This window comes from Providencia sp. PROV223 (assembly GCF_028479245.1).
Classification (GTDB): domain Bacteria; phylum Pseudomonadota; class Gammaproteobacteria; order Enterobacterales; family Enterobacteriaceae; genus Providencia; species Providencia rettgeri.
Genome location: NZ_JAMPNG010000016.1, coordinates 77,156 through 92,038, shown reverse-complemented (window position 1 = coordinate 92,038; position 14,883 = coordinate 77,156). Strand labels below are relative to the sequence as shown.

Annotated in this window: 16 protein-coding genes and 2 pseudogenes; 5 read left to right on the top strand and 13 right to left on the bottom strand. The window is 36.3% G+C overall.

Translation table 11 applies throughout. The annotated features are described in order from the left end of the window. Nucleotides 1-47: 47 nt before the first annotated feature. Nucleotides 48-1,241, bottom strand: a pseudogene (gene norV, locus PR767_RS16565) (anaerobic nitric oxide reductase flavorubredoxin); the annotation flags it as partial. Nucleotides 1,242-1,422: 181 nt separating this feature from the next. Between norV and norR the strand changes: the two are divergent. Further along, nucleotides 1,423-2,937, top strand: coding sequence for a nitric oxide reductase transcriptional regulator NorR (gene norR / locus PR767_RS16560; protein ID WP_240105561.1), 1,515 nt, complete (start codon nucleotides 1,423-1,425; stop codon nucleotides 2,935-2,937). Between the two features lie 35 nt (nucleotides 2,938-2,972). Here the strand turns inward: norR and PR767_RS16555 are convergent. Both PR767_RS16555 and PR767_RS16550 read right to left on the bottom strand, forming a co-directional pair. After that, nucleotides 2,973-3,080, bottom strand: a pseudogene (locus tag PR767_RS16555) (TetR/AcrR family transcriptional regulator C-terminal domain-containing protein); the annotation flags it as partial. A 36-nt stretch (nucleotides 3,081-3,116) separates the two neighbouring features. After that, entirely contained in the window at nucleotides 3,117-4,943 is a 1,827-nt protein-coding gene (locus PR767_RS16550) for an FUSC family protein (protein WP_272520632.1), read from the bottom strand. A 108-nt stretch (nucleotides 4,944-5,051) separates the two neighbouring features. Here PR767_RS16550 and PR767_RS16545 point away from each other — a divergent pair, with 108 nt between their 5' ends. Continuing rightward, nucleotides 5,052-5,519, top strand: a complete 468-nt coding sequence (locus tag PR767_RS16545; protein ID WP_110731507.1) for a MarR family winged helix-turn-helix transcriptional regulator — start codon at nucleotides 5,052-5,054, stop codon at nucleotides 5,517-5,519. A 62-nt stretch (nucleotides 5,520-5,581) separates the two neighbouring features. Here PR767_RS16545 and PR767_RS16540 read toward each other — a convergent pair whose 3' ends face one another. The 10 genes from PR767_RS16540 to PR767_RS16495 all read right to left on the bottom strand — a co-directional run bounded on the left by PR767_RS16540 (nucleotide 5,582) and on the right by PR767_RS16495 (nucleotide 11,080). Beyond that, complete coding sequence (locus tag PR767_RS16540; RefSeq protein WP_162617353.1) at nucleotides 5,582-5,932, bottom strand: YbaY family lipoprotein; 351 nt, start codon at nucleotides 5,930-5,932, stop codon at nucleotides 5,582-5,584. Between the two features lie 131 nt (nucleotides 5,933-6,063). Next, nucleotides 6,064-6,309 carry a hypothetical protein gene (locus PR767_RS16535; RefSeq protein WP_245211145.1) on the bottom strand — a complete coding sequence of 82 codons (246 nt, stop codon included), beginning with the start codon at nucleotides 6,307-6,309 and terminating at the stop codon, nucleotides 6,064-6,066. 491 nt (nucleotides 6,310-6,800) lie between these two features. Further along, on the bottom strand, nucleotides 6,801-7,034 hold the full coding sequence (locus PR767_RS16530; RefSeq protein ID WP_004266200.1) for a hypothetical protein: 234 nt from the start codon (nucleotides 7,032-7,034) through the stop codon (nucleotides 6,801-6,803). Continuing rightward, complete coding sequence (locus PR767_RS16525) at nucleotides 7,031-7,258, bottom strand: hypothetical protein (protein WP_272520631.1); 228 nt, start codon at nucleotides 7,256-7,258, stop codon at nucleotides 7,031-7,033. The genes PR767_RS16530 and PR767_RS16525 overlap by 4 nt, the downstream gene beginning before the upstream one ends. Continuing rightward, nucleotides 7,236-7,898, bottom strand: coding sequence for a hypothetical protein (locus tag PR767_RS16520; protein ID WP_162617352.1), 663 nt, complete (start codon nucleotides 7,896-7,898; stop codon nucleotides 7,236-7,238). The genes PR767_RS16525 and PR767_RS16520 overlap by 23 nt, the downstream gene beginning before the upstream one ends. Then, nucleotides 7,870-8,427, bottom strand: a complete 558-nt coding sequence (locus PR767_RS16515; protein ID WP_109912314.1) for a hypothetical protein — start codon at nucleotides 8,425-8,427, stop codon at nucleotides 7,870-7,872. The genes PR767_RS16520 and PR767_RS16515 overlap by 29 nt, the downstream gene beginning before the upstream one ends. Further along, on the bottom strand, nucleotides 8,411-9,160 hold the full coding sequence (gene sctJ, locus PR767_RS16510) for a type III secretion system inner membrane ring lipoprotein SctJ (protein ID WP_272520630.1): 750 nt from the start codon (nucleotides 9,158-9,160) through the stop codon (nucleotides 8,411-8,413). Before sctJ ends, PR767_RS16515 begins: the two co-directional genes overlap by 17 nt. 3 nt (nucleotides 9,161-9,163) lie before the next feature. After that, nucleotides 9,164-9,460 (bottom strand): type III secretion system inner rod subunit SctI, encoded by a 297-nt coding sequence (sctI, locus tag PR767_RS16505; RefSeq protein ID WP_110731501.1) that lies wholly within the window; start codon nucleotides 9,458-9,460, stop codon nucleotides 9,164-9,166. Nucleotides 9,461-9,515: 55 nt separating this feature from the next. Then, nucleotides 9,516-9,821, bottom strand: coding sequence for an EscF/YscF/HrpA family type III secretion system needle major subunit (locus PR767_RS16500; protein WP_272520629.1), 306 nt, complete (start codon nucleotides 9,819-9,821; stop codon nucleotides 9,516-9,518). Nucleotides 9,822-9,871: 50 nt separating this feature from the next. Then, nucleotides 9,872-11,080 (bottom strand): PrgH/EprH family type III secretion apparatus protein, encoded by a 1,209-nt coding sequence (locus PR767_RS16495; RefSeq protein WP_272520628.1) that lies wholly within the window; start codon nucleotides 11,078-11,080, stop codon nucleotides 9,872-9,874. Nucleotides 11,081-11,308: 228 nt separating this feature from the next. Between PR767_RS16495 and PR767_RS16490 the strand changes: the two genes are divergently transcribed. The 3 genes from PR767_RS16490 to sctW are packed head-to-tail and all read left to right on the top strand — an operon-like array spanning nucleotide 11,309 to nucleotide 14,872. Continuing rightward, nucleotides 11,309-12,088, top strand: a complete 780-nt coding sequence (locus PR767_RS16490; protein WP_109912320.1) for a helix-turn-helix domain-containing protein — start codon at nucleotides 11,309-11,311, stop codon at nucleotides 12,086-12,088. Beyond that, complete coding sequence (gene sctC, locus PR767_RS16485) at nucleotides 12,078-13,781, top strand: type III secretion system outer membrane ring subunit SctC (protein WP_272520627.1); 1,704 nt, start codon at nucleotides 12,078-12,080, stop codon at nucleotides 13,779-13,781. The genes PR767_RS16490 and sctC overlap by 11 nt, the downstream gene beginning before the upstream one ends. Continuing rightward, a complete protein-coding gene (sctW, locus tag PR767_RS16480) occupies nucleotides 13,772-14,872 on the top strand; it encodes a type III secretion system gatekeeper subunit SctW (protein ID WP_272520626.1) in 1,101 nt (366 codons plus the stop codon). The genes sctC and sctW overlap by 10 nt, the downstream gene beginning before the upstream one ends. Nucleotides 14,873-14,883 lie beyond the last annotated feature (11 nt).

The following is a 14,883-nucleotide window of genomic DNA, read 5'->3' as shown; positions in this document are numbered from 1 at the left end:
AAAAATCATAAAATTCTGATGCTACTTTGTTAGTTAATTTATGCAGGTAATGCCCATTGGCGAGCAATATTACGTCCATACTCACGGCAGTCATCTAATGTTTTTGTGTCTGGTTTCCATTTTGCTTTTAAAGATAATGCGGTATCAAAACCGGCATCCATCAAACGTGTTTGAACACGATCAACAGCGCCACCATTCCAGCCAAAACTCCCAAAAGCAGCGGCTTTTTTATTTAAAAAACGTAAGCCAGTAATTTCTTCAAGCATACCTGCTATTTTGGGCATCATGACATTATTCATGGTTGAGGTACCGACCAACGCCGCCTTGGAGCGGAAAACATGAGTAATAATGTCGTTTTTATCACTGCGTGCAACGTTAAATATTTTAACGGCGACGTTAGGGTCGGCTTCATTGATGCCTTGAGCGATTGCATCCGCCATTAAACGGGTATTATTTGACATGGTATCGTAGAAAATAGTGATGCGATCTTCTTGGTAATCGGCTGCCCACTTCAAATATAATTCAATGATTTGATTTGGGTTATTACGCCATACGACCCCGTGTGACGTGGCTATCATATCGACAGGTAGGTTAAAGCCTAAAATTTCATTTATTTTTGGCGTTACTAAGCGGCTAAATGGTGTAAGAATATTGGCATAGTAGCGCTGGCATTGCTCAAATAATTCATTTTGGTCGACCTCATCATTAAATAATCGCTCATCACAATAGTGCTGCCCAAAAGCATCATTACTAAAAAGCACTGCATCTTCAGTAAAATAAGTCATCATACTGTCAGGCCAATGTAGCATTGGAGTTTCAATGAAAATCAATTGCTTATTGTTACCTATATTGAGCGTATCGCCTGTTTTAACGATTTTAAAATTCCACTCAGGATGGTGGTGGTGACCATTTATTGAATCAATAGCATTAGCGGTGCAATAGATAGGGGTATTAGGAATAAAGCGCATTAATTCAGTTAATGCACCAGCATGATCTTCTTCTGCGTGGTTAATCACGATATAGTCAATATCATTTAAATCAATTTGTGAGCGTAAGTTTTCAACAAATTCACGACTAAACTTATGATCGACAGTATCAATAAGTACATTTTTTTCTTCGCGGATTAAATAGCTATTATAACTACTTCCCTTTAATGTTTTATATTCGGTTCCATGAAAATCACGTACTTCCCAATCACGTTGACCCACCCAATGAATATTATTTTTTACATGAATCGCCATATTAATTTTATCCTGTATTTTTTAAAGTATAGGAAGATATAATCAATATTCATGCCAATATTTAACCAATTGATTTTTAGATAAATTTAAATAAATATTTTTAATGTATAGTCATAATGACTGTATCAATAATCGTCATTATGACTATACTTGTTGTCAAATTGACTATGGGGAGTAGATCATGGGTTTTTCTGTTGAAGCATTAGCAAAGATCGCAATAGAGTTACAAGATGGTATGGAACATGCAGATCGGTTTCAGCGTTTGATTACCACATTAAGGCAATCATTAGGGTGCGATGCTTGTGCGTTATTGCGCTATGAACCAGGTCAATTTATTCCCTTAGCAATTGATGGATTAATGGCTGATGTTTTAGGCCGCCGATTCTTTTTGGCGGGACACCCTCGGCTTGAAGCAATTGCAAGAGCTGGCGATGTAGTACGTTTTCCTGCGGATAGCCAGCTCCCTGATCCATACGATGGGTTAATTCCTCATCATCAGCATCTAAAAGTCCATGCTTGTGTCGGCTTACCTTTGTATGCGGGGCAAAATCTTATTGGTGCATTAACATTAGATGGCATGGAACCTGATCAATTCGATGCATTTAGCAATGAGTCACTTAGGTTAATTGCTGCATTAGCTGCTGGGGCATTAAATAATGCATTACTTATTGAACAGCTTGAAAACCAAAATATATTGTCGGGTAAACCTATACGATTTAAACCTTCAGGAGAAACCGAAATCATCGGTTTATCTCTTCGTATGCAACAATTAAAAAAGGAAATCGATATTGTTGCTGCGTCAGAATTAAATGTTCTGGTTAGCGGAGAAACGGGAACAGGAAAAGAATTAGTTGTTAAATCCATTCATGAAAAATCCCTTCGAGCAGAGTATCCTCTTATTTATTTAAACTGTGCGGCATTACCTGAGAGCGTGGCAGAAAGTGAATTATTCGGCCATGTTAAAGGGGCTTTTACGGGAGCAATTAGTCACCGTAGTGGTAAATTTGAAATGGCGGATAATGGCACTTTATTTTTAGATGAAATTGGAGAGTTATCATTAGCATTACAGGCAAAATTACTGCGAGTATTGCAATATGGTGATATTCAACGTGTTGGTGATGACCGCAGTTTACGCGTTAATGTCCGTGTATTAGCGGCAACTAATCGTGATCTACGTGAAGAAGTATTAGAGGGGCGGTTTAGGGCAGATTTATTCCATCGTTTAAGCGTGTTTCCTCTACTTGTTCCCCCATTAAAGGAACGTGGTGAAGATATTATTTTATTAGCCGGATATTTTTGTGAGCAATATCGTCAGCGTTTTGGCTTATCTAGTGTGGTACTGAGTTCTTCATTACAACGGTATTTACTCAACTATTCATGGCCTGGCAATGTACGTGAATTGGAACATGCGATTCATCGTGCTGTTGTTCTTGCTCGTGCCTCAATTGACACTGGCGATATTATCTTACAGCCTCAATATTTTATCTTTGATAACAATGAGTATGAGTTTACGGAAACCTCAAAGAAAGTAATACCATTAACTAAAAACTTACGTGAAGCAACAGATGACTTTCAGCGTAAAGTCATTACACAAGTACTGGAACAAAACCATCACAATTGGTCTGCATGTGCTAGAGAATTATCTTTAGATATTGCTAACTTACATCGACTAGCTAAACGACTAGGCCTGAAATAAAGTATTAAGGGCATCGTAATGCTGCCCTTAGAATCTTAATTTTCTAATCCATTAATAATAAGCTGTAGCCCGTCAGCAAATTTCAAATCGTAGTTATTAGCAAACAACATTTCTTTGGCTTTCCATGTATAGGGATATTTATCTTTAGATAATTGGTTAAACTCAGATTATTTCTTGCCTTATTTTTGGCAATATTCCTTTTTCATATAGAGTTTCACATATTTCTCGAGTTGCTCAAGCTCTTCGTTATCACTTTCGTTACGTTGTAAATGCCGAAATAGTGTGGAAATTTTCTTCAAATCAAACCGGTTTTGTTGAATACGTTTTTCAAGTGCAATAAGGGCTCTTTTCTTTGATGCATGATGTGCAAATTGCTTTTGTAAAATAAGTAGGTACAGCCAAATGCTTTGCCGAGTGATAAAAAAATCGAATATAGGTGAGGGCGAGAAATTTGCTTTTTTTGCTAGTAATAATCCACTAAATAAGCGGTGGATAAACTGAGTTGTAGATGGTTTATGGCTTTGGATTAGAGCTGTAATTCCCTGTTTAAATTGCTGTTCTGAAAGATAAATTAATTGCTGGTAACGTTTTTTAGGGCTGGTGGGATAAACCCACGCAAAAGCGGCCATTGCAACTAATGGGCCGGAAACAATCGCAATGGCATTACCGATGCTTTGAGTGAGTGAAAGCGTAAAAGGATAGCTTGGTTGCAGCAAAATTAAAGAGACCATAATGTAATCAAAAGCAATTAAAATCAGGCGATTATGAGAAAAAATGACAACACCGCTAATAATCACTGGAATAATGAAAAAGGTCATCTGCCATGATGAAGAGGCAAAAGGCCACAAGTACCATGTGCAGATTAATGCGGCAATGGCACCAAAAAATTGCCCTGTGAAAATATTTTTCATGAATCTTGCGGGGTGATCAAGGGAAGCGAATAGAGCCAACATCACGGAAAGGCCGAGAATGAGGTAAGCCAACATTTGCCATTGTGTCCAGAACCATAAAACACCGACGGCGCCTATTGTAACAAAAGAACGAGTGAAAGATTGCCATGCGGAAATTTTATCTTGGTGGAGTTTTAATTTGTCAGTTTTATTTATCTTCTTGATTGATTTACCTAAAGTAGCATAGTAAAACGGGACTAAAAGCATTTTAAGTACACCATTGGGGCATAATGATAAAATATATTTCCACTCTTTGTCAGCGGGCTCTTGCGCAGGAAAATAAAAGGGAGCGATAGATTGATATTTATCTAAATGCAATAATATCTGGCTTTGAAACATGAGCTTTTGACGTGCTTTAGCAACTTGTTTACGGTGGTAATGCCAGCCGATGCGATTCGTTTCTAGAATTTCCTCATAACTTGTCATCACTTGCCAGAGTTGGTCAATTTCCTGTGACTTAATTGGTTTTTTTTTCTCAAGTGTGCGATGCAAAATTTGATAAAATAGTGTATCAACCTGGTTTTTAAGTGTAATAACGGGTTCTTGTTCACGTTTTGGTGTAAATAAAAAATTGAAAACTACTGCGGAAAGAACGCCAACAAGGATAGTCCATAGCCGATCCCAAGCGACCATAAACAGGTTATCTGTCATGTGGACACTTAGCATGCTGACCATGACTGCTGAATAACCCGCTAAAAAGGTACCATAGGCCACAAAGCCTTTTTGCAGTTGACCAATACCGCTACATGCTCCTAACCATAATGCCAGCCCTACGATAAATAATAGCGGGCTGATAATGTGTAGTTGAATTAATATTATGCCAACTAGCACGCCAATGACTGTTCCCGCGAAACGCCACCAACTTTTTTCCAGTAAGTTTTCGCGCCAAGGTTGTGCAGAGGCCCAGACGGTCATGGCTGCCCACTGTGGGTGAACAAGCTGCAAATATTGAGCAATAAATAGAGCAGCAATTGAGGCACAAGCCGTAATCACCGCAAAACGAAAGCGTATAGGATTAAACCCTAAACGGTGCAAAAAAGTGATGTTTTGTAGCATTGAGTATGAGTAAATTTGGCGTGTTAAATGGTTTATTAGTTGATAATATCAACTAAAGTCACAGTAATTATTAACTAATTAGTTGATAAAATCAACTAAAGAGGCATTATGCGTACAGAGCAAGCCAGAGTGTTTGGGGTGATAAGCCGAGCTGCTCATCATTATATGAAGTGGATGGGGGAGCCTTATGGTATCAATGCCATTGAGTGTTTGATGATTTTGCATATTGATCAGTATGATGAGTCAACCCTAGAGCAGATTACAAAAGCCATGGTTGTGGATAAATCAGTAACGACTCGAGGAGTGAGCAAATTTTTAGCTAAGGGGTGGGTTGCTAAAACGAATAGTTTAGTTGATAAACGGGTTTATCATGTTTCGTTGACATCACGCGGCAAAACGATTGTGAATGAGTTAAATTACAAACTAAATAAGTGGAATGATTATTTAGCAGCGGACTTGCCAGAACAAGAGGCTGAACAGCTATTTAGCGCACTAGAAAGTTTGGCAAAACGAGCCATTGAAAGCTCGGTGGCAGATTTTCCGCGTTTATTAGAAGAACTCAATGAGTGCCGGTAAATATAATTCCCCATTAAGAGGGGATAGAATATTTTTAATTGGTCTTGATGAAATGAGTGTTACTATTGCTGAATGGCAGCCACCGGAAGTAGTACTATTTCAGATAAGTTCTCAGGTATTGGGCTCAATTTATTACTCATCATGATTAATTCACCATCTTTTTCAATTCTTGCACTCATTCCTAAGGTATATCGTTTGGATTGAAATTCTTCAGGAAGAGCGACGGTAAATGCGATACTACGTCCTGCACTTTGTGATTTGAAACTGTAATCAAGATTAGACTTTGCATTGTTTTCATTCTGTAGTATTGACGTCAACGACAGTGTGATTGTGGCATTTTCAGGAATATCGTAAGAATGTGAATAAATATTACCATTGATATGATAAGTGGGAGTTTGAGTAAAATAACTCATTAAATTATTACTACAAGCGGATAGCATGAAAGTTATAAAAAATATGAATATTGAAAAAATGTGTTTTTTTGAAAAGTTGGGGTTAATATTTAACATTAAATGTTCTCTTTGGCGAAATCTAATTATAGTGATTAACGAATAAAAATCTTCTGAAAAAAATATCGCATATAGGTGTAAATACTTTTCTTGGCATCGTATTTAGAAAGCATCGGCATTTCTGATTTTTCCCCTGTGTATAAAATACCAATGCGAGGTAAAGTCATAATTAAATTTTCATCTAGATCAATTTTTTTAAAGGATTGTCGCAATTGCCTGACTAGCTTGTAATAGCTACTTTCAGTCACGATAGTGCCTCTTTTTTCCCAAATCTCGTACATAACTTCTCTTTTACTATTTGTTTTTACTAGTAATAATTTAAGAAGGCATGATTCATTTTCTGAAAGGTTAACGACTTTTTTTCACGCGAAAGTGTTCGCTTGAGTGGGTCATATACTACATGCCCAGACAAGAGAATCATTGATTCTTTTTCACTATAGTCAATGTTATCCATAAAATTATCTATTGTTGATAAATCGGTCATAATCTATACCTATACTAACTGTTGATGAAATGTATTCCAATATAAAAAAACGAGGCTAGTCAGAATATTTAGAAAATAAAATCGTTTTTTGATATTGAGTTCATGTGTTTTGATGGGGAGAATTTAAACTATATTCACGGGTTGTATATATCAATTTTTATTTATATTTTTTATATTTATTTATTTTTGTCAAATAAATAGGCTTAGCATATTAAAAAAACATACCAAACCTATAAATATTAGTCGATGGGAAATAAGTAAATGATAAGGGGGTAGAGAAATTTAATGTTAGATTAGTAGTTCGTCTTCCTCATTATCGTTACCCTCTAAATTAATGTTAGTCATATTATGACGAAGTTGGTTGCTAAGAGGAGCACTCATCAAACTGATAGCCATATAATGGCTGAGCGAGCGATTAAATTTTTTATTTAATGAAACTAGCTCAGGGTCACTTGATGATTGTAATATTTGACTAACACCGGTAATAAAGTTTTGTTTTTCATCTCTACCTAATGTAATCATCGTCTTAAATACGTGAGAAAAAATACTTTTCTATCTTCTTTTGACTTAAGTTCATCAATAAACTTGTTAATTTTATTTTTTTCTTTAGGGGAAAAATCTATTTTTTTACTATCAATATTTTTCTTCTGCCATAATGAAGTCATTTTATTTTGAATGTTTTCAGTGTGAATTTGAGATCTGCTATGTTGAGGACTGATAGCCTTAGCTTGTAAATTGACCAGCATCTTTGTGTTCTTCCTGTATTGAATTTATTGTGGTTATTAAGTTTTGATAGGTCTTTTTATGCATTTTTAAAATTTGGCATTGTGTTGGAACAGAAAATACATGAGGAAAAATATTTTTAGAGGCGGTAATAGGGGAAAAATAGGTAATTTTATTATCAACCTCTAAGGCGATTGTATTATCAGCAGCGGTTGACAATTTCATATCAGAGCCGCTTTGGGCAATACGAGTTTGCATTTTTGCTGGTAGATATAATGTGGTATTTGTCACTTTTGCATATTGCTTTTCAAAATAAACAGCAACCATCTCTTGTAGCTCATTATTACCAAAAATGTCATTCAATATTTTCATCAGCTGTTCTTTGCTTTGACTGGTATTTTCTTGGTACTGAATTTCACTGGTTTCTAATACGTGAATAAAGTCAGTTAATAGTTGTTTAATGCCGTCGTAATAACCTTGCTGATAAGCACTTTGATAGATAGTTTCTTGCTGTTGTTTCGCTTGTTGGTAATACTCACTTGCCTTTTTTTGAGCTTGTTGAGTCATAGTTTTGTGGTATCTATCGGCACTTAATGCTTGATATTTGATCAAGACTTTTTCAGACATTGTCTGTTTAACATTCTGGGGTATTTTCTCTGACATAACGGCATGTCTCTTCAATAGTATTCCAAGGTAGCATCGTTTTTACTGATGACGGTATAAGTTGCTGAGTTTCAAGACTAAACATATATTTAGCTCGAAGGGTGTAAGCGGTGCCAAAGGGGGCTAAACACATCAATAATTGTTGTACCCCAAGGGCAGTTAATACCTGTGGTGAAGTTGTAGGTTGATTTTCTGATTGCCAAAGTGGGCGGCTCAAGCGTGTATGTAAGACACGATATTTGGAAAGTTCAACCCACCAAGGAAGCGGTTCAGCGTGTAACAAAATCCCTAAACCTAACGCTACCTCTGGTAATAAAGCCCAATGTTCAGATAATACTTTGGGTAACAAGGGCGTTTTCTCGTTAGGTAAAGGCAATGCGTATTGCTGAATCAATTGCTGGTTATGTTTACGTTGCAGTATAGGAGGAAAGTCTTTATATCCAACCCCATTAAATTCACTATGAAAATAACATCCCGGAGCGAGGAAAATATTTCCTTGTGTAATGAGTAGATTATTCAGCACTGTCATCAACAGGTTTCCCTACCAGATTAGTTGCTGATTTTTTGTTACTTAGCTGGCGCCACAGTAACAGTAAAATAGTCAAAAGAATGATCATTGCAGCAATAATTGAGCCGATTATGACTGGGTTAAATGTATGTTCAGGCTCAGGCTTAACTTGATATTGCAACGGCGGGCGATTGACGACCACGACTGAGACATTATCGTAATTTGCTTCAGCAAAACTGTTCGTTAGAAACAGTTTGATCTTATGCATCATCATTTGAGAATCTTCACTCCCAGAATAGGTCACCAAGCTGGAAACATTTTGCATTTGCTTAGTCGGATTATTGCCATTTAATGGATAACTAACATGCACACGTGCGTTAATAATATCAGGGATGGTAAGTAGCGATTGCTCAAGGCGCTGCTCAATTAAAGAAAGCAAGCGGGTACGTTCTGCCTGTGGTGAGGCCACTAAAGAGTCACCAGGAAATGCTTGGATAATTTCCACTGGTTCTTTTGAGGGCAGGTTATATTGGCGCAGTAAATCTACCGCAATAACAAAGTCACTTGGTTGAACACGAATGGAATCTCCGTTTTTATTATCTTGTTTACGCGTAGCCTCAACACCATGCTCTTGGAGTATGGCTAATACTTCGTTACTTTGTCTTTGGCTTAAATGACTGAGTAATAATTGGTTATCACACCCCATTAATAAGCCAATAAAACTAATTAAGATAAATTTTTTTAAAATATTCATGGCTTATTGAGCTTTTAAAACGGTATCAATCGCAGAAACACTTTTATGTGTTAGTGTGCTAATCATATTCATAGCAAGGCTGTATTTACCGACACGATTTTGAAATTGCAGTAATTGAACTGGGTTACTTGGGTCAATGGTATTGACACTATTCATTAATGCAGTTCTTTCTTGGTTCGTCGATGCGCTGTATTCAGCAAAAAACTCTTTAACTTTATCGGCAATGGGGATTGATGACGGTATCTCTGAGGCTATCTCTGTGGAATTTATCATCGATAAATTTGAAGTAATAGGCGACATAATGTATTTCCTAAGTGAAGGTAGAGCATCATCGTGAATGATGCTCTATTGAATATTAAACGTTACGAATAAGAGCTTGGTCAGTATCTTTAATGGATTTCATAAAGTTACTTTGTAATTGACGCGCCATATTATAATTACCACTCATAGCGGTGATTTTCGCCAATACCAGTGGGTTATCGACTTCTAAACTGGCATCGGCAAGAATTGTATTTAACTCATCGCCGAATTGTTTCGCTTTATCGCTAATACTGGCCGAAGTACGATAGATCATACCCATATTATTTTTGCCAGTACCTAAATTTTCTAGATCGGATGCAACCCATTTTCCATCGACATGTAAACCTGGAATTACTGCCATATTTTGTTTCCTCTTTATTTGAAAAACTATTTTAATTAACGGGTTGTTAATTAAAAATTGATTGAATTAAAAAACCAATGGTTATTGCCTAATAAAATATAGCCGTTAGCATTGGTGACAAATGATTTACCTACAAGCTCATTATTGGCAAGGGAGATTGAGAATTGAATATGATTATCTCCCCATTGCTTATAAAATGAATTTGTGAAGTTAATTAAAGAAGCAGTTTGATTGTCATTTAAACTGTCTTTTATGATAAAAATAACTTTATTTTCTTTAGTTATTTTACGCCATTGAACATTGCTTTCTGTTAATCCCAACTCTGCTTTTTGTAATAATTCACCAAAGCTGATTTTTTTTATTTCACTTTTTATATAGCAACTAAAATAGCTAGAAAGTAACTTATCAATATTTTTTTCTTTATTAATTAAATTGTTGTTATCTATAGTCACGATTATTGGGTTGCATGGATTGGTAAGCTCTACTTTTAATGTGTCTGGTACTGTTTCAATAAGTTTATTTTCAATTTCTTGCTCAAGCTTATTTACTATTTTAATTGAGAATTTTTCATTGTATTTAGCTTTAACCAGGTGCTGCATACTCCAATCAGAGTCACGCTGTGTTTTTACTAGGATAAGGCTTTCATTACTAGTACCTTGGGTTACGATAATAGGATACTGACTACCTTGAAGTATTTGTTCTAATGCTTTTACTTTTTTCTCGGTGCTTTGTGCTGGAATATATTGAAATATAGTGTAAACAACAAATATTGAAAATAGAGTCAAGAAAAAGACCAACATAGTTTGTTTATTAAAAAGGCTTGATTTTTGCTTAGCTGGTTTTTTTACTTTAGTTTTAACGATAGGTAATGGATTTTCAGCCTCTGAAGTCTGTAAGGTTTCAGGTATTTGAGGGCGTTGCCACTCAGTATCCTGCATTTTGATCACAATAGGAAAAATATCTGCTAAAAGCAGCTGCTGAAAAACAATAGGGATCTCGGTACTTAATCCATTATCATTTAGTTGAATGGCTAGACCACTTTCAGAGTGTTGACTTGCAGTAATAATTGAAAATTCGCAGGCAGTGCCATCGCTTGGAATGGAGTAGGTTGTGAAACCATCATCATTGATGTCAGTTTTATAATCTAAGCCGTTATCAATGATAATCAGATTGTTATCTGCATTAACCATTAATTCTTGGCCGGTCATTGGGCCGCTAGCAATTTTTACTATACATGTGCGGCTATTTGTATCACTCATAAAGATAATCTCATGGAATTAAATTCATTTTATTATGGATTGGCTGGTTCTCGTTATTGGTGGCAAGTAAATCAAGAAATGTTTTTATTGTCAGTTGAATTGATCTTATTCATTCACACCTTTAGCTTGTAATAGAAAGTATGAGTGATTCCTGAGTATTCCCTTGAGGCTTTTTTCCTTATCGCTCACTCTGTGTACACAACATTACGTGGATAAGGCCTATATATAATGTCAAATAAAGATATTGCAACATTATTAGAAAGTAGAGGCTGTGATTTTTCATTACAAGACAAATTGGTCTTGGCTATACCGAAAAGAGTCACAACGCCTTTTATTTATAAATCTATATATTCAAATTTAAATATTTTGATAGAACGTCAGGCTATATTTATTTGCCAAGAAAATGAATGGAATGCACTAGATAAGTCAAATTGGAAGTTATACTCAATGGATTTATCAGAATTAGTCGAAATTTTAGCAGTTATTGATACCGCAATGGGGCAAGCATTTCTTGCGAAAAAGAAAAAGCTGGAAGCTGATGAAAATAACAATAATGAATATATCGAATTAATTGAAGACTTTTCATTAATGGTATCAATAAAAAATGTAGTGATTGATTTAATTATTAGAAATCATCCTGTATTTGATAGCTGGTGTGAAATACTCAGGCGGTACGAAGCCTATGGAATGATGCGATTTATTCTCTCTTCAGCTCAAGAGAATAAAAACGCCAATATTAATCAGTTATGTGCACGTTATGGTATATCAGCTTCTTATTTTAGACAGCTTTATCGAGAAAACTTTAATAAAACGGCAAAGCGGAAAATTATGAGTGTTCGTATGGCTAATGCAATTCTACAGCTAATTGAAAGTGATGATTCAATATTAGATGTAGGGCTTGAAGCAGGTTATTGTTCAGCATCTCATTTTACTAATGATATTAAAAAAGAGTTAGGCCTAACACCATCAGAAATTAGGCATATTGGAGCAACATTATATGAGCAGTAAAAAAAATCGAGTGTTAGGCTTAACACTGTTTTTACTGAGTATGAGTTTCTATTCGGCCCAAGCTGAAATTATTGTGGCAGAACCAGTTACACAGTCAAAAAACCACGATACCTTTGTCGCAAATAATATTGCAGTAGGTAAGGTATTCGATGCCGTTGCTGAACGTTTAAATAAGCCAATTATTCTCAGCAAATTAGCAGCTCAAAAAAAAGTGACTGGTAATTTTAATTTAGCTAATGCAGATGAAATGTTCAAAGCACTAACTCGGAGAATTGCATTAGTGTGGTATGACGATGGTGCGAGTATTTATATTTATGATAATAGTGAAATGCGTAGCGCAATTATTCCAACAAATAATGTCAGTAGTAACCAGTTGCTTAATTATATTCAACGAAATGGAATTTATGACTCGCGGTTTCCTGTACGTTCACAAGAAGGTGAACGGTTATTATTTGTTTCGGGTCCGCCGCTGTATATTGAACTAATTAAAGCCGCATCTTTATATCTTGCAGAACAGATTAGGAAAGAGGAGTTATCTAGCGGTGAAGTGGCTATTATTCCATTAAAACACGCATCGGTAACGGATAGAAGTTATTCATTACGTGGCCAAAATATTACGATCCCTGGTTTATTAACAGTCATTAATTCTTTGTTTAAACAGGGAGCTTCACCAGATGAAATATTACATATTCAACCACCACCAACACCGATTAATCCAACAGGAGATTCGATAGACGAATTAATGGATACACCAATTGGTGACTCACCATCTTCAGGGAATAAGCCGATGATGGTAACAAAAAAACCGTCTAACAGCGCTTTTTCTTTGGTAGCACACCCTGATAGCAATAGCTTGATCGTTAAAGGTAGCCAAGAGCAAATTCGTTATGTTCGCCAATTAGTTAATACATTAGATATGCGCCGCCGGCAGGTAGAGTTATCTTTGTGGATTATAGATATTACTCGCTCAGAGCTCGATAATCTTGGCGTGAACTGGGAAATTGGTACTTTTAGTACAGGTACTGGATCGATCTCATTTAACCGAAGCACGCTATCAAACAGCCAACAATTTTTATTGCAGATTGATGCATTAAATAAAACGGGTAACGGGCACATTGTTTCTCGCCCCGTGTTATTAACCCAAGAAAACATTCCTGCTTTATTTGATAACAACACCAGTTTTTACGCCAAATTACAAGGGGAGCGTATTGCGACTCTTGAGCAGGTCACATATGGGACCATGGTGAGTGTAATGCCGCGTATTTCCGTGGGTAATAATGTAGAAATGGAAGTCAATATTGAAGATGGTGCTGAAAACCGCGATAGCACAGGGAAAACCTCCAGTGTAGAAGGGTTACCTGCCGTTAACAGAACCAGTATTAACACAGTTGCGCGTATTGCAAAAGACAGTAGTTTGCTTATCGGTGGCTATACACGTGAGCAATATGTTGAAAATGAAAGCAAAATTCCTTTTTTAGGCGATCTTCCTTATGTGGGAGGGTTATTTAGTCATTCATCGACTAATCAACAGAAGATGGTTCGTTTATTTTTAATCCAGCCGCGTTTATTGGATGAAAATGAAGGATGGGATGGGCGACAATTTTCTGAAAAGACGCGGATCACCACCCATGATAGCCAGTTGCACGGTACGGTCCAATTTCTTCAACAATACATGAGTGAGTCATGGCAATAACACCACTGAGTTTTAATAACCGTTTTTCAGTTAATACTCAAAACAAAAGTCGTGCACCTGTGAGTAGCAGTAGTGATGACTCCGATGAAGTAGCACGTGGTGCTGGTGTCATTGATAGCTCTAGTGAATATGCATCGATGTCGATGTTAGCGGCAAGCCATGTACGCCGAGGAAGTTCTAAGAAGGGCAGCGAAGAAGAATGGATGCAATTTGCCGAACGCATTTTGGATAAAGATGCAGATGACAAAGTATTGCATATAGAAGGCCTGCTTAATAAGCAACTGATGACACCAAAGCAATTACGGGCATTTTTATTGCAGTTTTTTACTGATCCTAGTGATTTACTAATGGTACTTGCTGCATTAATTAATCGTAAAAAATTAAAAAAAGAACAAATTGAAAATCTTGAAGCTTTAGAACAATTATTGCAAGCAGAAGATACTAAGCGTCATACACAAGCAGGAATTAACGTTGCATTAATCGCAAAAGCATTTGCTGAAAAATTACATTTTAGTGCTGGGAATTTACGTTCGGTGTACCGTGAGTTTATCACTTATGACGGGCCTGTTGTTTATTTATATGAACAATGGGTTGAGGAAATGGAAATTCAAGAGCGCGAAAATATGATGCGTTATCTTGGGCGAGCACTAGCTTGTGATTTGCAAGCGTTACCATTAGGTGACTTAAATATTAGTGAGTTTGGAAGTTTTTTTAATCGTGTTGGTCGGTTACGAGAACTGCAATCTTTAGATTATGTATTCTGCCAGCAATTCTTTCAATCTGGTTTTTTTCGGCTCAATGAAAAATCAAACAAATCAAAAATTGAAAAAGAGCTCAGTCAATTATTTACCCGTGGCATTCGTAGTCAGATTGATTTTGAAACAGTGGTTATCGATTTTATTTCTGAAAAACTGAAAGTCATGACTTCGGATATGTGTGGCAGGTTTTTACAACTATTATTACTGGCTTTTGCAGTTATTCCTATCACTGTCTTTCAGTCAACGGAAGCAAGAGACCAACTTATTGAAAAATTAAAAGAACTCATGGACCAAATTATGGTGCAAGAGAGAATATTACACCGAAAGCCATAGTGCGATAGGAA